The organism is Pseudomonas sp. (assembly GCF_035512415.1).
Lineage (GTDB): Bacteria > Pseudomonadota > Gammaproteobacteria > Pseudomonadales > Pseudomonadaceae > Aquipseudomonas.
The window spans coordinates 87,934-106,918 of the sequence record NZ_DATKDZ010000043.1 but is presented as its reverse complement, the minus strand read 5'-3'; the positions used below and the strand labels follow the sequence as shown (position 1 = coordinate 106,918).

At 63.3% G+C, this 18,985-nt stretch carries 11 protein-coding genes; 8 read left to right on the top strand and 3 right to left on the bottom strand.

Annotated features, from left to right (window positions below; genetic code table 11):
- The 7 genes from VMP31_RS21660 (at nt 1) to VMP31_RS21630 (ending at nt 15,197) form a co-directional block, all read left to right on the top strand.
- Nucleotides 1-3,672 (top strand): translocation/assembly module TamB domain-containing protein, encoded by a 3,672-nt coding sequence (locus tag VMP31_RS21660; protein ID WP_325509903.1) that lies wholly within the window; start codon nt 1-3, stop codon nt 3,670-3,672.
- 350 nt (nt 3,673-4,022) lie between these two features.
- Nucleotides 4,023-5,396, top strand: coding sequence for a sodium:alanine symporter family protein (locus VMP31_RS21655; protein WP_325509769.1), 1,374 nt, complete (start codon nt 4,023-4,025; stop codon nt 5,394-5,396).
- Between the two features lie 110 nt (nt 5,397-5,506).
- Nucleotides 5,507-6,007 carry a thiol peroxidase gene (tpx, locus tag VMP31_RS21650; protein WP_325509768.1) on the top strand — a complete coding sequence of 167 codons (501 nt, stop codon included), beginning with the start codon at nt 5,507-5,509 and terminating at the stop codon, nt 6,005-6,007.
- A gap of 271 nt (nt 6,008-6,278) precedes the next feature.
- Nucleotides 6,279-7,505 carry an MdtA/MuxA family multidrug efflux RND transporter periplasmic adaptor subunit gene (locus tag VMP31_RS21645; RefSeq protein WP_325509767.1) on the top strand — a complete coding sequence of 409 codons (1,227 nt, stop codon included), beginning with the start codon at nt 6,279-6,281 and terminating at the stop codon, nt 7,503-7,505.
- On the top strand, nt 7,502-10,600 hold the full coding sequence (locus tag VMP31_RS21640) for an MdtB/MuxB family multidrug efflux RND transporter permease subunit (protein WP_325509766.1): 3,099 nt from the start codon (nt 7,502-7,504) through the stop codon (nt 10,598-10,600). Before VMP31_RS21645 ends, VMP31_RS21640 begins: the two co-directional genes overlap by 4 nt.
- Complete coding sequence (locus VMP31_RS21635) at nt 10,597-13,704, top strand: multidrug efflux RND transporter permease subunit (protein WP_325509765.1); 3,108 nt, start codon at nt 10,597-10,599, stop codon at nt 13,702-13,704. The genes VMP31_RS21640 and VMP31_RS21635 overlap by 4 nt, the downstream gene beginning before the upstream one ends.
- Before the next feature lie 71 nt (nt 13,705-13,775).
- Nucleotides 13,776-15,197, top strand: coding sequence for an efflux transporter outer membrane subunit (locus VMP31_RS21630; protein ID WP_325509764.1), 1,422 nt, complete (start codon nt 13,776-13,778; stop codon nt 15,195-15,197).
- A gap of 72 nt (nt 15,198-15,269) precedes the next feature.
- On the opposite strand, the gene VMP31_RS21625 is transcribed toward VMP31_RS21630, so the two are convergent.
- Both VMP31_RS21625 and VMP31_RS21620 read right to left on the bottom strand, forming a co-directional pair.
- Nucleotides 15,270-16,277 (bottom strand): TRAP transporter substrate-binding protein, encoded by a 1,008-nt coding sequence (locus VMP31_RS21625; RefSeq protein ID WP_325509763.1) that lies wholly within the window; start codon nt 16,275-16,277, stop codon nt 15,270-15,272.
- A 216-nt stretch (nt 16,278-16,493) separates the two neighbouring features.
- The gene (locus VMP31_RS21620) at nt 16,494-17,000 is read right to left on the bottom strand and encodes a disulfide bond formation protein B (RefSeq protein ID WP_325509762.1); all 507 of its coding nucleotides are present in this window, start codon (nt 16,998-17,000) and stop codon (nt 16,494-16,496) included.
- 323 nt (nt 17,001-17,323) lie between these two features.
- On the opposite strand from VMP31_RS21620, the gene cls reads away from it, so the two are divergent.
- Complete coding sequence (gene cls / locus VMP31_RS21615) at nt 17,324-18,709, top strand: cardiolipin synthase (protein ID WP_325509761.1); 1,386 nt, start codon at nt 17,324-17,326, stop codon at nt 18,707-18,709.
- Nucleotides 18,710-18,712: 3 nt separating this feature from the next.
- Here cls and VMP31_RS21610 read toward each other — a convergent pair whose 3' ends face one another.
- The gene (locus VMP31_RS21610) at nt 18,713-18,895 is read right to left on the bottom strand and encodes a hypothetical protein (RefSeq protein ID WP_325509760.1); all 183 of its coding nucleotides are present in this window, start codon (nt 18,893-18,895) and stop codon (nt 18,713-18,715) included.
- Nucleotides 18,896-18,985 lie beyond the last annotated feature (90 nt).

Here is an 18,985-nt window from a genome sequence, read left to right as displayed (position 1 = left end):
ATACCGCGCAAGGGACTGCGCAACGCACTGTTAAGCCTGCTCGGCGTGCTGCTTCTGCTGAGCGCCGGGCTGAGCCTGGTGCTCAGCAGCCAGACGGGCAGCCGCTGGCTGCTGGAACAGGTGCCCGGGTTACGGGTCGACGGCTTCAGCGGCACGCTGGGTGGTACCTGGCGGGCCGAGCAGTTGCACTGGCAGCAGGAGGCTAACAGTGTGCGAGTCGATAACCTGAGCCTGGCCTGGTCGCCGGCCTGTCTGTTGCGCATGACCCTGTGTGTCGAGCGCCTGCACGCTGCGCAGATCAGCCTGGTGTTCCCGCCTGGCGAGGCCACCGACAGCGCATCGTTCCGCCTGCCGGAGCTGTCCCTGCCGTTGGCCCTGCAGCTGGGCGAAATCGCTATCGACAGCCTGCAATTCAATGACAATGAAGCCCTGCAGGGTCTGCAACTGGCTGCGCAGTGGACAACCCAGGGCCTGCGCATCGACAGCCTGAGTTTGCACAGCGGCGAGCTGCAGCTCGAACTGGCGGGCCTGCTGCAAACCACCGGTAACTGGCCGCTGCAGCTCGCAGGCCAGTTGCAGCTACCCGCGCCGCAGCAACAGCCCTGGCAGCTGGCCTTGCAGATCGAGGGCGATCTGCGTGAGCGTCTGCAGCTGCAGGGCGACAGCAGTGGCTACCTGCTGGGCCGCCTGAGCGGCGAACTGCAGCCGCTGGCCGAGCATTTTCCTGCCCGTCTGCAGCTGCAGGCAGAGGGTTTCATGCCCAGCGCCGAACTGCCGGACAGCCTGCGCCTCGACCAGCTGGTGTTGAGCGCCGACGGCGACTTGCAAAGCGGTTACCGGCTTAGTGGCAGTGCCAACCTGGCGGCGCAGCAAGCGCCCATCGTGCTGGTGCTGGAGGCCTTGGTAACCGCCGCCGGTGCCGATATCGAGGCGCTGCGCCTGACCGCCAAGCCGGAGCAGCAGGTGCAAGTGAGCGGTCGGCTGGACTGGCAGGAGGGCTTTAGCCTCGACAGCCGGTTTGACTGGCAGGACTTCCCCTGGCAGCGCCTCTATCCGCTGGAGCAGGAACTGCCCGTGGCGCTGCATAGGCTGCAGGGCGAGCTGGCCTACGACAATGGTCATTACCTCGGCCACTTTGCTGCCGAACTGGAAGGCCCCGCCGGAGCCTTCAGCCTGCAGAGCCCGCTAAGTGGCGACTTGCACAAGCTGTATTTGCCCGAGCTGCGCCTGCAAGCCGGGCAGGGACGCGCCGAAGGCCAGGTCAGCCTGGGTTTTGCCGAACAGCTGAGCTGGGATGTGCAGCTGCAACTCAGTGAGCTGGACCCTGCCTTCTGGCTGGCGGAGTTGCCCGGCACCCTGGCCGGGCCGCTGAGCAGCAGCGGTAGCCTGCAAGATCAACGCCTTGAACTGACTGCCGATATCGACCTCAGCGGCCGCTTGCGCGGCCAGCCAGCCGTGGCCCAGGCGCGTTTCGCCGGCGGCCTGGACAATGGCGAACTGAGCCGCCTGGAGTTGCGCCTGGGGGACAACCGCATCTACGGCAGTGCCTCGCTGCAGCAGCAACTGCAGGGGCAACTGACCCTGGCCATGCCCCGTCTGGGGCAGCTCTGGCCGCAGTTGCAGGGCCAGTTGCAGGGCCAGCTCGATCTGGCCGGCAGCCTGCAGGCACCGCAAGGCAAGTTGCAGCTCGACGGCCGGCAGCTGGCCTTTAGCGATCAGCGTCTGCAGCAGCTCACCCTCAACGCCAGCCTGGACAGCGCCCAGCGTGGCCGCCTGAAACTCGATGCCAGCGGGATCCAGCTGGGTGAAACCAATCTGGGTCAGCTTAGCGCCAGCGCCGAGGGCGACCGTCAGCGCCAGAGCCTTGAACTGCAGCTTGAGGGGCCGCTGCTGCTCACCCGGCTGGCGTTGGCCGGGCGTCTGGATCAGGGTAACTGGCGCGGCCAGCTGCAACGTGGCCAGCTGCAGAGCGGCGGCCAGGACTGGCGTTTGCAGCAACCTGCGACCCTCGACTACCTGGCCAGCGGTCAGCTGGATATGGGCGCGCACTGTTGGCGTTCCGGGCCCGCCAGCCTGTGTGGCGAGGCCCAGCGCCTGCTGCCCGAAACCAGGCTGCGCATGCGCCTGAGCGATTTTCCCCTGGACAGCCTGGCCCCCTGGTTGCCCGAGGACTTCGCCTGGCAGGGCCAGCTCAACGGCCAGCTGCAGCTGGACCTGCCGGCCAGTGGCCCGAGCGGACGTTTGCAACTGGATGCCGGCAGCGGCGTCTGGCGCGTGCGTGACCAGCAACAATGGCTGGACTTTGCCTACGACAGCCTGCGTCTGAACACCGAGCTGGGGCCGCAGCGCATCGACAGCCAGCTGGAGTTGCGCGGCCCGAAAATCGGCGAGCTGGTGCTGCAGGCCCGAATCGACCCGCGTCCGGCGGATAAGCCGCTCACTGGAAACTTTCGTCTGAGCGGCCTGGATCTGGCATTGGCGCGGCCCTTTGTGCCCATGGTCGAGCACATCGCCGGCCAGCTCAACGGGGCCGGGACACTCTCCGGAGGTCTGTTGGCCCCGCAGGTCAACGGCAACCTGCGCCTGCTCAACGGCGAAGTATCCGGCGGCGAGCTGCCGCTGGACTTCACCCAGCTGCAACTGCAGGCCCGGATCGACGGCGAACGTCTGCTGCTCGAAGGCGGCTGGCGCAGTGGTGAGCATGGCCAGGCCAGCCTCAACGGCGAACTGAGCTGGAGCCAGGGCATGGTGGCCGATATACGCCTGCGCGGCAGCCGTCTGCCGGTCACGGTGGAGCCCTATGCGGCGCTGGACGTCGAACCGGATCTGCGCCTGCGCCTGCTTGATGAGCAGCTTTCACTGACCGGCAAGGTACTGATCCCCAGCGGCCGGATCGAGGTGCGCGAGCTGCCGCCGTCAACCGTGCAAGTCTCCAGTGATGCCCGAGTGGTCGGCCACGAAAGCCCGGCGCAACGGGCTCCGGCAATCGCCATGGATATCGCTGTCGAGGTCGGTCAGCAGCGCCTGAGCTTTAGCGGCTTTGGCCTGGATGCCGACCTGGCCGGACGCGTGCATATCGGCAACGACCTCGATACCCGCGGCGAGCTGAGCCTGAACAAGGGCCGCTTCCGCGCTTATGGCCAACGCCTGACCATTCGCCGCGCGCGCCTGCTGTTCGCCGGGCCCATCGACCAGCCCTATCTGGATATCGAAGCGATCCGCCGGGTCGACGATGTAACGGCAGGGCTGCGCCTGAGCGGCAATGCCGCACAACCCACCAGCACGGTGTTCTCGGAACCTGCCATGAGTCAGGAGCAGGCGCTGTCCTACCTGGTGCTGGGACGGCCGCTGGGGCAGGGCGGTGGTGACAACAATATGCTTGCCCAGGCAGCGTTGGCCCTGGGCATGGCCGGCAGCGCACCGCTGCTCGGCAACCTGGCCGCGGGTCTGGGGCTGCGCGATTTCCAGCTGGATACCGAAGGCAGCGGGGTGACCACCAGTGTGGTGGCCAGCGGCAACCTGTCCGAGCGGCTTAGCCTGCGCTATGGCGTCGGTGTATTCGAGCCCGCCAACACCATCGCGCTGCGCTATGAACTGAGCCGCCGGCTCTATCTAGAGGCCGCCAGCGGCCTGGCCAGCTCCCTGGATATTTTCTACCGGCGCGATTTCTGATCGCAGCCGCCCTGTGCAGGTCGGAGCCGGGGATCAAGCAACCGTGGTGGCCTCTGGATTTATGCGGTCTTTGTTGTTGAACAAAGACCGTATCTCCCGGGCAATCGCTGGTTCTCGATAAAAACTTCCAAGTAATTGAATCTAAACAGTTAAAACAACTGCACAAGTCTTCATATACTGACGCCCCCAATCTCGGGGCAGCCCTGGCTGTGGCTGACAGGCATTGCCGACCCGTTGTCGGCGGTTAACGCCCACCTGAGGGGTTAACCGCACTGCAACAGCGCCTATCCGGCGGTCGCGCAAGCGAAGGGTACCCACCTCGCGCTCACTACAAGAATAAGGAAACCCACATGGAATTCATCAACACCCTGGTCAATCAACTCAATGGCGTGGTCTGGGGCCCGCCCATGCTGGTTCTGATTCTCGGCACCGGTCTGTTCCTCATGCTGCGCCTGAAATTTATGCCGCTGACCAAGATCGGCGCAGGCTTCAAGCTGATGTGGCAGGGCCGCAAGAAAGACGACGCCGAGAGTGGCGAGATCAGCCCATTCCAGGCGCTGATGACCTGCCTGGCCGCCACCGTCGGTACCGGTAATATCGCCGGTGTGGCCACCGCGATTTTCCTCGGCGGCCCGGGCGCACTGTTCTGGATGTGGTGCACCGCGCTGGTGGGTATGGCCACCAAGTACTGCGAAGTGGTACTGGCAGTGCATTACCGCGAGAAGGACGACCGCGGCGAGCACGTCGGCGGGCCGATGTACGCCATCAAGAACGGCCTGGGCAAGAAGTGGCTGTGGCTGGGCACTGCCTTCGCCATCTTCGGCGGTTTCGCCGGCTTCGGCATCGGCAACATGGTGCAGGTCAACAGCATGGCTGCAGCCCTGCAAACCACCTTCAATATTCCGCTGTGGCTGACCGGTCTGGTCACCATGCTCTTCGTCGGTATGGTGATCCTCGGTGGCATCAAGCGTATCGGTAAGGTCGCAGCGACCCTGGTGCCCTTTATGTGTGTGGCCTACATCATCGCCGCCATGGTGGTGCTGGTGGTCAATGCCGCGGAAATCCCGGCGGCCTTTGAAATGATCTTCACCTACGCCTTTACCCCGATTGCTGCCACCGGTGGTTTTGCCGGTGCGGCGGTTATGGCAGCGATTCGCTTCGGTGTGGCCCGCGGTATCTTCTCCAACGAAGCAGGTCTGGGTACTGCCGGTATCGCTCAGGCGGCCGGTACCACCAACAGCCCGGTACGTTCGGGGATGATCGGCATGCTCGGGACCTTTATCGACACCATCATCATCTGCTCGATGACTGGCCTGGCGATCATCACCTCCGGCGTGTGGACCAGCGGTGTTAGCGGCGCGGCACTGTCGGCGGCCGCCTTCGAACAGGCCATGCCAGGCGTCGGTGGTTATATTCTGACGGTCGCCCTGGTGGTGTTCGCCTTTACCACCATCCTCGGCTGGAGCTACTTCGGCGAGAAATGCTGGGAATATATGGTCGGCACCAAGGCGATTCTGCCGTTCCGCATCCTCTGGGTGCTGGCGGTGCCGTTCGGTGCGATTGCCCAGCTGGACTTCGCCTGGTTGGTGGCCGATACCCTCAACGGTCTGATGGCTATTCCTAACCTGCTGTCCTTGCTGCTGCTTAGCCCGATTGTGGTCAAGCTGACCAAGGAACACTTCGCGAAAAAAGCCCAGCTGGGTGTGCTAAAAGCTACAGCCTGACCCGCTGGTCAGTTAATATCGTGGGCCGTTACGGGCGCGAGACTTGCCATTTGCCAAGCTCGCGCCCTTACTTGTTTACCGTCCCCAATCTGCACAGAAGGATCTATTCCATGGCACACGTCACCCTTAAAGGTTCCCCGGTCGAAGTGACCGGTCAATTGCCGCAAGCTGGTCAGCAAGCGCCGTCCTTCAGCCTGGTCGGCACCGGTCTGGCCGATGTCAGCCTGGCCAGCCTGGCTGGCAAGCGCAAAGTCCTGAACATTTTCCCCAGCGTTGACACCCCAACCTGCGCTACTTCGGTGCGTACCTTCAACGCCGGTGCGAGCAAGCTGGCCAACACCGTGGTGCTGTGTATCTCCGCCGATCTGCCGTTTGCCCAGGCACGCTTCTGCGGCGCGGAAGGCCTGGAGAACGTGATCAACCTGTCGACCATGCGCGGTTCCGAGTTCCTCAATGACTACGGCGTTGCCATCGCCTCCGGCCCGCTGGTGGGTGTAGCCGCCCGCGCCGTAGTGGTGCTGGATGAACACGACAAGGTGCTGCACAGCGAGCTGGTCAGCGAAATCGCTGACGAGCCGGACTACGCCGCTGCGATTGCCGTGCTTAAGTAACCCCGCTCAATGATTGTTCAACGGCCTGCCTTGCAGGCCGTTTTTGTTTATGGCCTGCCATCCCTGGCGGCCACCCTGCGGGCCGTCGCTACGCGACGTTGAAAATTGTTCCCGACAATTTTCTGTGCTCTGCCATCTGTTAATGAAGCACTTTTCATTTGTGGATCAGACATTTAGTTACGTAAGGAAAAGGTAAATAGGCGGTAAAGAGGCTTTGCAGTCCGGCTGATACTGCATATCGTTCACGCTCCCCAAGGAAGTGATCGTCGCCATGCCTGATACACAGTTCACCACCCGTCCTCGCAACCTGTCGCGCCAATGGCTGCTCGGCTCACTCGCGCTGGCTGTTCTCGCCGTACTGCTGTGGTGGTTCTGGCCCAGCCCGCCGGAGTCGCCCCAGGGTGGTGGGCGCTGGCGGGATGGCGGGCCGGTGCCGGTGCGCGTGGCGGCTGTCAGCCAGGGCGATTTCCCGGTTGAGCTCAAGGCCCTGGGCACCGTTACGGCCTATAACACGGTAAATGTGCGCGGCCGGGTAGAGGGTGAACTGGTCAAGCTGCTGTTCAAGGATGGTCAGCCGGTCAAGGCCGGCGATCTGCTTGCGGTTATTGACCCGCGTTCTTATGAAATCGCCTTGCAGCAAGCCCAGGGCGCGCTGCAGGAAAGCCAGGCGCAACTGCGCAATGCCGAGCTGGACCTGGCGCGTTACCGCGGCTTGTATGCCGAAGACTCGATTGCCAAGCAGACCCTCGACACCCAGGAGTCCCTGGTCAACCAGTACCGCGGTGGCATCAAGAGTCTGCAGGCGGATGTCGCCACCGCAAGGCTGAACCTCGATTTCACCCAGATTCGCGCACCTATTACCGGCCGTCTGGGCATTCGTCAGGCCGATGTCGGCAACCTGGTTAGCTCCGGCGATGCACTGCCGCTGGTGGTAATTACCCAGACCCTGCCGATTGCCGTGATGTTTACCCTGCCCGAAGCCGAGTTGCCGGCAGTGGTGCAGCAACTGCGCGCAGGCGAAACCCTCGCGGTCGAGGCCTGGGACCGCAGTGAAAAACTCAAACTGGCCGAAGGCGAGCTGGAGAGCGTCGACAACCTGATCGATACCGCCACGGGCACGGTCAAGCTCAAGGCACGCTTTGCCAATGCAGAGGAAATGCTCTTTCCCAACCAGTTCGTCAACGTGCGTCTGCGGGTAAAAACCCTGCAGAACGTCACCCTGATGTCGGCCGCCGCGCTGCAGTTTGGTGCCAGCGGCACCTTCGCCTATGTGGTGGACGCAGAAAACAAGGTGCAGCTGACGCCGATCAGCGTTGGTGCCAGCGACGGCCTGCTCAGCGTGGTCGAGCAGGGCCTTGAAGTGGGTGATCGCCTGGTGCTGGAGGGCACCGATCGCCTGCGCTCGGGCAATCAGGTTGAAGTGATAGACGACAAGCCGGTTGCCGCCCAGGCCGAACCAGCCACGCCTGAGCGCAAGGGAGCGCCGCGCGTCCAATGAACGCCTCCCGCCTGTTTATCCTGCGTCCGGTCGCCACCACGCTGATCATGCTGGCGATCTTTCTGAGCGGGCTGATCGCCTATCGTCTGCTGCCCGTTTCGGCACTGCCGGAAGTGGATTACCCGACCATTCGGGTGATGACCCTCTATCCCGGTGCCAGCCCGGATGTGATGACCAGCGCGGTTACCGCGCCGCTGGAGCGTCAGTTCGGCCAGATGGCCGGGCTCAAACAGATGTCTTCGACCAGTTCGGGCGGCGCGTCGGTGATTACCCTGCGCTTTAACCTGGAGGTGAAGCTGGATGTCGCCGAGCAGGAAGTGCAGGCGGCGATCAATGGCGCGAGCAACCTGCTGCCCAGCGACCTGCCGGCACCGCCGGTGTACAACAAGGTCAACCCGGCCGACACCCCGGTGCTGACTCTGGCCATCAGCTCGAAAACCATGCCGCTGCCGCAGGTGTTCGACCTGGTCGACACCCGCCTGGCGCAGAAGCTGGCGCAAACCAGCGGCGTCGGCCTGGTCACCCTGGCTGGTGGCCAGCGCCCGGCGGTGCGTATCCGGGTCAACCCGGAAGCGCTGGCTTCCTATGGCTTGAACCTCAGCGATGTGCGCACGCTGATCACCGCCAGCAACGTCAACCAGCCCAAGGGCAACTTCGACGGCCCGACCCGGGTGTCGCAGCTGGATGCCAATGACCAGCTGAAATCTGTCGACGAATACCGCGAACTGATCCTCGACTACCAGAACGGCGCCACACTGCGCCTGAAGGATGTCGCCGAAATTATCGACGGCGCGGAAAACCAGCGCCTGGCTGCCTGGGCCAACCGCAACGAAGCGGTACTGGTCAATGTGCAGCGTCAGCCCGGTGCCAACGTGATTGATGTGGTCGACAGTATTCAGACGCTGCTGCCCAACCTGACCCAGGGCCTACCGGCCAGCGTCGAGGTCAGCGTGCTGACCGACCGCACCGAAACCATCCGCGCGGCGGTCAAGGGCGTGCAGCATGAGCTGTTGTTGGCCATCGCCCTGGTGGTGCTGGTGACCTTCCTGTTTCTGCGCAAGGTGTCGGCGACCATCATCCCGTCCATCGTCGTGCCGCTGTCGCTGATCGGCACCTTCGGAGTGATGTACCTGGCCGGCTTCACCATCAACAATCTGACCCTGATGGCTCTGACCATCGCCACCGGCTTTGTGGTGGACGATGCCATCGTCATGCTGGAGAACATCGCCCGTCATCTGGAAGAGGGTGAAACCCCGCTAAATGCGGCGCTAAAAGGCGCGCGGCAGATCGGCTTTACCCTGGTGTCGCTGACTATTTCGCTGATCGCGGTACTGATTCCGCTGCTGTTTATGGCCGACGTGGTGGGGCGCTTGTTCCGCGAATTCGCTATCACCCTGGCGGTGGCCATTCTGATTTCCCTGGTGGTGTCGCTGACCCTGACGCCGATGATGTGCGCGCGCTTGCTCAAGGCAGAAAAGCCCGAGGTAGAAGGGCGTTTCTACCGCGCCGCCGGGGCAGTGATCGACGGCATGATCGCCCGCTACGGCGTGTGGCTGACCTGGGTGCTCAAGCATCAACCGCTGACCCTGCTGGTGGCCATTGGCACCCTGGCGCTGACTGTGCTGCTGTACCTGGCCGTGCCCAAGGGCTTCTTCCCAGTGCAGGACACCGGGGTGATCCAGGGCATTTCCGAAGCGCCGCAGTCGATTTCCTTCCGCGCCATGAGCGAGCGTCAACAGCGCCTAGCCGAAGTGATTCTGCAGGACCCGGCCGTGGCCAGCCTGTCGTCCTATATCGGCGTGGACGGTGATAACCCCACGCTCAATAGCGGCCGCCTGCTGATCAACCTGACGCCACGGGCCGAGCGCGATGTCAGTGCCAGCCAGATCATCGAACGGCTGCGCCCGGAGCTGGCGCGGATTCCCGGTATAGAGCTGTATCTGCAGCCGGTGCAGGACCTGTCCATCGAGGATCGGGTCAGCCGCACGCAGTTCCAGTTCAGCATGGAGTCGCCGGATATCGGCCTGCTGGAAGAGTGGGTGCCCAAGCTGGTCAGCGCGCTGCGCGAGCAGCCGGAGCTGACTGACGTGGCCAGCGATCTGCAGAACCGGGGCCTGCAGGTGTTTCTGCAGATCGACCGCGATATGGCCGGGCGCCTCGGCGTAAGCATCGCCGATATCGACAACGCGCTGTACGACGCCTTCGGTCAGCGGCAGATTTCCACCATCTACACCCAGGCCAGCCAGTATCGCGTGGTGCTGGAAAGCGAGAATGCCGGCAGCATCGGCCCGGCCGCGCTGCGGCAGATTCACGTCGAGGCCGCCGATGGTCAACAGGTCGCGCTATCGACCCTGGCCCAGGTCGAGGAGCGCGCCGCCAGCCTGCTGATCAACCATATCGGCCAATTCCCCGCGGCTACCCTGTCATTCAACCTGGCCAGCGGCGTATCGCTGGGCGAGGCGGTGGCGGTGATCGAGCGGATCGAGCAGGAGATCGGTATTCCGCCGGCGGTGCAGACGCGCTTCCAGGGCGCGGCAGAAGCCTTCCGTGCGTCCTTGTCGAGCACCTTGCTGCTAATTCTCGCGGCCATCGTCACCATGTACATCGTGCTTGGCGTGCTCTACGAGAGCTATATCCACCCGATCACCATTCTCTCCACCTTACCCTCGGCGGGTGTCGGCGCGCTGCTGGCGTTGCTGATCAGCGGCAACGAGCTGGGGTTGATCGCGATCATCGGCATCATCTTGCTGATCGGCATCGTCAAGAAGAACGCGATCATGATGATCGACTTCGCCCTCGACGCCGAACGCAACCAGGGCATGCAGCCGGAAGCGGCGATCTACCAGGCGGCGCTGCTGCGCTTTAGGCCGATTTTGATGACTACCTTGGCCGCACTGTTTGGCGCGATCCCGCTGATGCTCGCCACCGGCTCCGGGGCCGAGCTGCGCCAGCCGTTGGGGTTGGTGATGGTCGGCGGGCTGCTGCTGAGCCAGATCCTTACGCTGTTCACTACACCGGTGATCTACCTGTACTTCGATCGCCTGTCGCGGCGGGTCAGTGGGCGTAGTGCGGCCGGGCTTGTGGTCAACCCATGAACCTCTCCGGCCCCTTTATTCGCCGGCCGGTGGCCACACTGTTGCTGAGCCTGGCGATTCTACTGCTCGGCGGCGTCAGCTTCGGTCTGCTGCCAGTAGCGCCGCTGCCGCAGATGGATTTCCCCACCATCACCGTGCAGGCCAGCCTGCCGGGGGCCAGCCCGCAGATCATGGCTTCCAGCGTGGCCACGCCGTTGGAGCGCTCGCTTGGCACCATCGCCGGCATCAGCCAGATGAACAGCCGCAGCAGCCAGGGCAACACGCGGATCATGATCCAGTTCGACCTGGACCGAGACATCAACGCCGCCGCTCGCGAGGTGCAGGCGGCGATCAATGCCTCACGCGAGCTGCTGCCCAGCGGCATGCGCAGCATGCCCACCTACCGCAAGGTCAACCCGTCGCAGGCGCCGATCATGGTGCTGTCGCTGACCAGCGATGTGCTCAACAAGGGCCAGCTATACGACGTCGCCTCGACCATCCTGGCGCAGAAGCTCGCCCAGGTAACCGGCGTCGGCGAAGTGCAAATTGGCGGCAGCTCCTTGCCCGCCGTGCGCGTGGCCCTGGAGCCGCGTCTGCTCGATCAGTACGGCATCGCCTTGGACGAAGTGCGCCAAAGCATCAGTGCCGCCAACGCCAAGCGGCCGAAAGGCGCGGTGGAAGATGCCGAGCGGCACTGGCAGGTACAGGCCAGTGATCAACTGGAAAAAGCCGCCGATTACCTGCCGCTGATCATTCGCTATCAGGACGGCGCAGCCGTGCGCCTGGGCGATGTGGCGAGCGTTACCGATGGCGTTGAGGACCGCTACAACAGCGGCTTCTTCAACGATGAGCAGGCGGTGCTGCTGGTAATCAACCGCCAGACCGGGGCCAATATCATCGAAACCATCGCCGGCATTCGCGAGCAACTGCCGGCCTTGCGGGCGGTGATTCCCGCCAGTATCGAACTGGAAGTGGCGATGGACCGCTCGCCGGTGATTCGCGCCACTCTGCATGAGGCCGAGCAAACCCTGCTGATCGCCGTGGTGCTGGTGATTCTGGTGGTGTTCGCCTTTCTCGGTCGCTGGCGCGCGGCGCTGATTCCGGCCCTGGCCGTACCGGTGTCGCTGGTCGGCACCTTTGCGGTGATGTACCTGCTGGATTTTTCCCTGAACAACCTGTCGCTGATGGCGCTGATTATCGCCACCGGCCTGGTGGTGGACGATGCCATCGTCGTGCTGGAAAACATCTCGCGGCATATCGAGGCCGGCGAAACGCCTATGGCGGCGGCCTTCAAGGGCGCGCGGGAGGTGGGCTTCACCTTGCTGGCGATGAACCTGTCGCTGGTCGCGGTGTTTATCTCGATTCTGTTTATGGGCGGTATCGTCGAGCGGCTGTTCCGCGAGTTTTCCATCACCCTGGCCGTGGCCATCGTGATTTCCCTGCTGGTGTCGCTGACCCTGACGCCGATGCTCTGCGCGCGCTGGCTCAAGGCTGAAACCGCCGAGCACAAGCCCAGCGCCATGCAGCGTTGGGGCGGGGCCGTGCAGACGCGCGTGCTGGCGTTTTACGCGCGTGGTTTGGACTGGGCGCTGAAGCATTCCTTGCTGATGCTGTTTAGCCTGCTGGCGACCATCGCGCTGAATATCTTTCTGTTTGTCAGCGTGCCGAAAACCTTTATGCCGCAGCAGGACACCGGCCAGCTGATCGGCATGATCCGTGGCGATGACGGCCTGTCGTTTCAGGTGATGCAGCCGAAGATGGAAATCTTCCGCCGCGCAGTGCTGGCTGACCCGGCGGTGGACAGCGTGGCCGGGTTTATCGGTGGCAGCGGCGGGATCAACAACGCCTTTATGATCGTGCGCTTCAAGCCGGTATCCGAGCGTAATGCCAGCGCCCAGGATGTGATCAACCGCCTACGCCAGTCGGTACCAAAAGTGCCGGGCGGACGCATGTTCCTGATGCCTGATCAGGACCTGCAGATCGGCGGGCGGGAAGGGCGTAGCTCAGAAAACGAATACATGCTGCTGTCCGGCGATCTCGACGAATTGCGCAAGTGGCTGCCACCGGTACGCGAAGCGCTGCGCGCCCTGCCGGAGCTGACCGATATCGACGCCAAGGAGGCCGAAGGCACCCAGCAGATCCGTCTGGTGGTCGACCGCGACATGGCCAAGCGCTTGGGCGTGGATATGAACATGATCACCGCCGTGCTGAATAACGCCTTTAGCCAGCGCCAGGTGTCGACCATCTACGACAGCCTGAATCAGTACAGCGTGGTGATGGAGATCAACCCGCAGTTCGCTCAGTACCCGGAAACCCTCGACCAGATTCAGCTGATCACCGCCGAGGGCGCGCGGGTGCCGTTGTCCAGTTTCGCCCGCTGGGAGCGCAGCCTGGAAGAAGACCGTGTGCATCACCAGGGCCAGTTCGCCGCAGAAAATATCGGCTTCGCCCTGGCCGAAGGAGTCAGCCTGGATCAGGCCAGCGCGGCGATCAACAACGCCGTTGCCCGGGTCGGTTTACCGACTGAAGTACAGGGCATGCTCGGCGGCACCGGCGGCGCCTTTCAGCAGACTCAGCAGAACCAGCCGTGGATGATCCTGCTGGCCCTGGTGGTGGTGTATATCGTCCTCGGCGTGTTGTACGAGAGCTATATCCACCCACTGACCATTCTATCCACCTTGCCCTCGGCCGGGGTCGGCGCGCTACTTGCGCTGCAGCTGATGAGCATCGAATTCAGCCTGATCTCGCTGCTTGGTCTGTTTTTGCTGATCGGCATCGTCAAGAAGAACGCGATTCTGATGATCGACCTGGCGCTGCAGCTGGAACGCCAGCAGCACCTGAGTCCGGAGGAATCTATCCGCCAGGCCTGCCTGCTGCGCTTCAGGCCGATCATGATGACCACCCTGGCGGCGATTCTCGGCGCACTGCCGCTGATGCTCAGCAGCGCCGAAGGCTCGGAAATGCGCCAACCACTGGGCATCACCATTGTCGGCGGGCTGGTACTGAGCCAGCTGCTGACCCTCTACACCACGCCGGTGATCTACCTGTATTTCGACCGCCTGCGCCACCGGGTCAACCGTTGGCGTGGCGTGCGCACTGACGCTGCTCTGGAAACCCCGCTATGACTCTGCTGCCAACACCCGTAGGAGCGAGCCATGCTCGCGAAACTTTTTCCGTAGCGAAGCCATTCGCGGGCATGGCCCGCTCCTACATGGGGCTGCTTACTCTCAGCCTGCTGTTAGGCGGCTGCACCATCGGCCCGGATTATCAGCGCCCGCAGCTGCAAACCCCGGCGCAGTTCAAGCAGATTGAAGGCTGGACCCAGGCCAAGCCCGGCGATGTGCTGGAACGCGGCAGCTGGTGGCAGCTGTATGGCGACAGCGAGCTAAATACCCTGGTCGAGCGGCTGAATGTCTCCAATCAGAACCTGGCCGCTAGCGAGGCGCAGTATCGCCAGGCCCGCGCTTTGGTGCGCGGCGCGCGAGCAGCGTTCTACCCGAGTCTATCGAGCAGCGCGGGGGCCAGCCGCAGCGGGCAAGGCACTGGCAGCCAGAGCACGTCCAGCGCCACCAACTCGAACAGCAGCGGCGTCTCTACCAGCTATGACCTCAGCCTGAATGCCGCCTGGGAACTGGATATCTGGGGCAAGCTGCGCCGCTCGCTGGAATCCAGCCGCGCCGGCTTCGAGGCCAGCGCCGCCGATCTGGCCGCGCTAAAGCTCAGCCTGCAGGCCGAACTGGTGCAGAACTACCTGCAACTGCGCGTGCTGGATGATCAGCAGCGTCTGCTCGATGCCACAGTCGCGGCCTACGCCCGTTCGCTGAAGCTCACGGAAAAGCAGTACAACGCCGGCATCGTGCCGAAATCCGATGTCAGCCAGGCGCTGACCCAGTTGAAAAGCACCCAGGCCCAGGCCATCGACCTGAAATGGCAGCGCGCTCAGCTGGAACATGCGATTGCCGTGCTGATCGGCGTGCCGCCCAGCGAACTCAGCATCGCCGTGCGCGAGCAATTGCCCGCGCTGCCGGAAATCCCTGTGGCCTTGCCGTCGCAACTGCTGGAGCGTCGCCCAGATGTGGCTGCCGCCGAGCGCCGGGTAATAGCCGCCAACGCCGATATTGGTGTTGCCGAAGCCGCCTGGTACCCGGATTTGAGCATTTCCGCCAGCGGCGGCTACCGCGGCAGCAGCTTTGCCGACTGGATCGATCTGCCCAACCGCTTCTGGTCCCTCGGCCCGCAGTTGGCCCTGACCTTGTTCGATGGTGGCGCGCGCAGCGCCGAGCTGGAACGCAGCGAAGCGGCTTACGATCAGACCGTGGCGCAATACCGCCAAGCGGTGCTCGACAGCTTCCGCGAGGTGGAGGACACCCTGGTGCAACTGCGCGTGCTGCAACAGGAAGCCGTGATCCAGCAGGAGGCGCTGGACGCCGCCCGCGAATCCCTGCGTCTGATCGAAAACCAGTACCGCGCCGGTACTGTGGACTTCAACAGCGTGGTCAACGTACAGGCCACGGCGCTGAACAACGAACGTACCAACCTCAGCCTGCTGGGCAGCCGTTTGACCGCCAGCGTGCAGTTGATCGCGGCGCTGGGTGGTGGTTGGCAGCGGGAGCAGTAGGGTGCGCTGCGCGCATCAGCTCAGGCTTGGGGGCTTGGTGCGCACGGCGCACCCTACGGTCAGGCCGGCCAGCTAGTCGCGCTTGTTGCGGTTAACCGTTTGCGCGGCCTTGATCACATCGCGCCCGATAGCCGTCTCGAACTGCTGCCACACCGGCTGCATGGCCTGACGCCAGGCGTCGCGCTGTTCCTCGCTCAGGGTGATGACCTGAGTGCCGGCTGCAGCGGCTATGCGGTCGCGGTCGGCCTGGTTGGCCGCTTCGGCCTGGCGGTTCACCTCGTAGGTGACCTCGTCGATAATGCCTTCCAGCTCTACGCGGACCTGGTGCGGGATGCCGTACCAGAAGCGCGGATTGCTCACCAGCATATAGTCGAGCACGCCGTGGTTGGTCTCGGTGATAAAGGGCTGCACGCTATGCAGCTGCTTGCTGTAGATATTCGACCAGGGGTTTTCCGCACCCTGCACCTTGCCGCTTTTCAGCGCCTCGAAGACTTCGGCAAAGGGCAGTATCAGAGGCGTTGCACCGAGCTGGTTAAACTGCGCTTCGAGCACGCTGGAAGGCTGGATACGGAACGTCAAACCGGCCGCGTCGCCCGGTACCAGCAGGGCCTTGTTGGCCGACAGCTGCTTCATGCCGTTGTGCCAATAAGCCAGGCCGACGATGTTGTGATCTTCCATGGAACGCAGCAACTGGCGGCCCTTGGCGCGCTTCTGGAAGCGATTGACCGCGTCCAGATCATCGAACAGGAAGGGCAGGTCGAATACCTGCAGCTGCTTGGTGTATTTCTCGAACTTGGCCAGCGACGGTGCCAGTAGCTGCACTTCATTGTTGGCCAGGGCTTCGAGTTCGTTGGCATCGCCGTACAGGCTGGAGTTGGGGTAGACCTCAACCTTGACCTTGCCGCCCAGGCGCTCTTCTGCAAGCTTCTGAAACAGCAGCGCACCCTGGCCCTTGGGGGTGTTGTCGGCGACCACATGGGCGAACTTGATCAGAATTGGCCCCGTCTCGCTGGCGGCATGGAGCTGGGCAGAGAGCAGCAACAGGGTGCTTGCCGCGACTGCGGCTATCGACTTGAGCATGGCGTGTCCTTTTATTCTTATGGGGAATTCGCGCCGCCTGCCCGGTATTCGGGCAGGACCAGGGCAGCGCAATAACGCCAGACACTCGCAATGCCTATGCCAGAGTCTGGATTGGCCGGCGGGGCCCAGGCCGGCGTTATTCAGCTGTGCGCCAGGTCATACTGGCTGGCGGATTACCGCCGTTATCCATGCATTTATCAGCGGTAATCCGCTGGTCTAGCGTCCCTGACGCAGTGCCCGCCAGGCACTGAACAGGATTAAGCCCATCAGCAGCGTCAGGCTGAGCCAGGTCCAGGCGGTAAAAGGCACGCCGAGGATGTTGTAGTCGTTCTGCCCGCACACCCCGGCGCTCATAAACACCTCGGGCAGGTAATCATGCAGCGGCAGCTGGAAGGCATAAAAAGGGAAGGGCGAGCAGCTGAAACTTTCCAACACGCCGGTCTCGATCAGCAGCAGGTGACTGTTATCGTAGACGGCCATTGCCCCTGCTGCCAGCAGCAGAGGCCATAGCGCCAGGCTCAGCCAGCGCAGGCCGAGCGCCTCGCAGGCCAGTAGCAAAAGACTGACAACCCCGCCACAGACCAGCCATAGACGGATTTGCACGCACAGGGTGCAGGGCTCCCAGCCGAACTGGTGCTGCAGCACCAGGGCCGAGCCGAGCATGACGAAACAGGCCGCGGCGATCAGGGCCAGCAGCGTGGTCAGAGGGGTGGGGCGAGTCATCCGAATCTCCATGGCACGCCGGCAGTGGCGTAAGGCTTTAGTGTCGCCGTGGGCTGAGCCAGCGGCAGGGCGAAGGCAAGGATGATGGCTAGCGAGTGGGCGATCAACCCCAGGATGCGGCCCGGGCACATTTGTCCGCATCTTGTTGTCTGTAGTAGTACTGATCGTGGTGTGTGCCATGTTCTGCAATAGGTCGTTGGTGCGCCAGCGCACCGACGCGATGCGCGCAATTGCTAGTCTGCGGAGGGACTCATCCGCGCCTGCATGCGCCCCGGGCGCAACCTGTGGCACCAGGATCATTCGCCACCTGCCGAGGATAGGGCATGCCGCTCTCCCGCTGGATAGCAATACTCATTCTGCCTTTGGCCTTTGGCCCACTGTCGGCCTGCAGCAGCCTGCCGACCCTAGTGCCGGACATGGCCCATAGCGATGCACCGGTGCGCCTCACCGGCCCAGGCGGGCCGCTGTCGGCGGCGCGCAGCCAGGCCATTATCGACAAGCTCAAGGCGTCGGGTGTGGAGACCAATATCTTCGACCTGCACCTGGCCGTCGAGCAGGCCATAGTCGGCAGCCCGTTGACGGCGGGCAATCGGGTCGAGCTGCTGCAGGATGGTTCCGCCACCTACCAGTCGATGATCGAAGCGATTGGCGAAGCGCGGGACCATATCAATATGGAGAGCTATATCTTCGACGATGACGAGATCGGTCAGCGTTTTGCCGATGCTCTGATCGCCAGGCAGCAGGCCGGGGTACAGGTCCATCTGATCCGTGACAGCGTCGGCACCCTGGGTACGGCCGCAGCCTTCTTTACCCGGATGAGCGATGCCGGGGTACAGATCGTCGAGTTCAACCCGGTTAATCCGCTGACGGCCAAGGCGGGCTGGCAGGTCAATCAGCGCGACCACCGCAAGCTGCTGGTGATCGATGGGCGCATCGCCTTTCTTGGTGGGGTCAATATCAGCAGTGTCTATTCCGGCAGCTCGCCCCATCTCGGCGAACAGCCGCCGATCTCCGGCGACTTGCCCTGGCGCGACACCCACCTGCGCCTCGAGGGCCCGGTGGTGGCGGAATTGCAGAAGCTGTTTATCGGCACCTGGACCGGGCAGAAGGGCCCGAAACTCAGCACGCGCCACTATTTTCCGCCGCTGGAGCAGCGCGGCAATGCGGTGGTGCGGGCCATTGGCAGCTCTCCGGAAGAACCCTACAGCCTGATCTACGTCACCCTGATTTCCGCCCTGCGCAGCGCCCAGAGCGAAATCTGGCTGACCAACGCCTACTTCGTCCCTGACCCGCAACTGCTCACCACCCTCAAGGAAGCCGTGGGGCATGGCGTAGATGTGCGTCTGATCCTGCCCAGCCGTACCGATTCCTGGCTGGTGTTCCATGCCGGGCGGGCCTATTACGAGGAATTGCTGGAGGCCGGGGTGCGTCTGTACGAGCGCGACGATGCCCTGTTGCATGTAAAGACCGCAGTGATTGACGGGGTCTGGTCCACGGTGGGCTCGACCAATCTCGACTGGCGCAGCTTCCTGCATAACCAGGAGGTCAATGCGGTGGTACTGGGGCCGGAGTTTGGCGAGCAGATGCGCGAGGTGTTTCAGGCCGACCTGGACAAATCCCGCGAGATCAGCCTGCAGGCCTGGCAGGATCGCGGCTTGCAGGTGCGCGTCAAGGAGTGGTTGGCACGGGTATGGGAGTACTGGCTATAAACGTCAGCGCTTGAACAGAGCCGAATCCAGCTGGTTGAAGCAGCGCACAAGCTGCTCATGGCTGGCCTCGGCAAAGGCTTTCTGAGCCAGCGGCACCAACACCGCGGGCTTGACCCGGCCGGAACCCAGCTGGCGCTGCATATAGGCCAGGATGGTTGCGTCGCTGATCGGTTCGGGTTTATCCATGGCATCCACGCGCAAGTTCCTCGGCTATTGCCGCGTTTGCATTGCGCGCGGCCCAGATGGCTACTGTAACCGTTGCAGGCAGATTGGCCA

Bases quoted from the DNA above. Each gene is read 5' to 3' on its own strand.
- VMP31_RS21655 (WP_325509769.1), top strand. From the start codon at position 4,023: ATGGAATTCATCAACACCCTGGTCAATCAACTCAATGGCGTGGTCTGG.
- tpx (WP_325509768.1), top strand. From the start codon at position 5,507: ATGGCACACGTCACCCTTAAAGGTTCCCCGGTCGAAGTGACCGGTCAA.
- VMP31_RS21645 (WP_325509767.1), top strand. From the start codon at position 6,279: ATGCCTGATACACAGTTCACCACCCGTCCTCGCAACCTGTCGCGCCAA.
- VMP31_RS21640 (WP_325509766.1), top strand. From the start codon at position 7,502: ATGAACGCCTCCCGCCTGTTTATCCTGCGTCCGGTCGCCACCACGCTG.
- VMP31_RS21635 (WP_325509765.1), top strand. From the start codon at position 10,597: ATGAACCTCTCCGGCCCCTTTATTCGCCGGCCGGTGGCCACACTGTTG.
- VMP31_RS21630 (WP_325509764.1), top strand. From the start codon at position 13,776: ATGGCCCGCTCCTACATGGGGCTGCTTACTCTCAGCCTGCTGTTAGGC.
- VMP31_RS21625 (WP_325509763.1), bottom strand. From the start codon at position 16,277: ATGCTCAAGTCGATAGCCGCAGTCGCGGCAAGCACCCTGTTGCTGCTC.
- VMP31_RS21620 (WP_325509762.1), bottom strand. From the start codon at position 17,000: ATGACTCGCCCCACCCCTCTGACCACGCTGCTGGCCCTGATCGCCGCG.
- cls (WP_325509761.1), top strand. From the start codon at position 17,324: ATGCCGCTCTCCCGCTGGATAGCAATACTCATTCTGCCTTTGGCCTTT.
- VMP31_RS21610 (WP_325509760.1), bottom strand. From the start codon at position 18,895: ATGGATAAACCCGAACCGATCAGCGACGCAACCATCCTGGCCTATATG.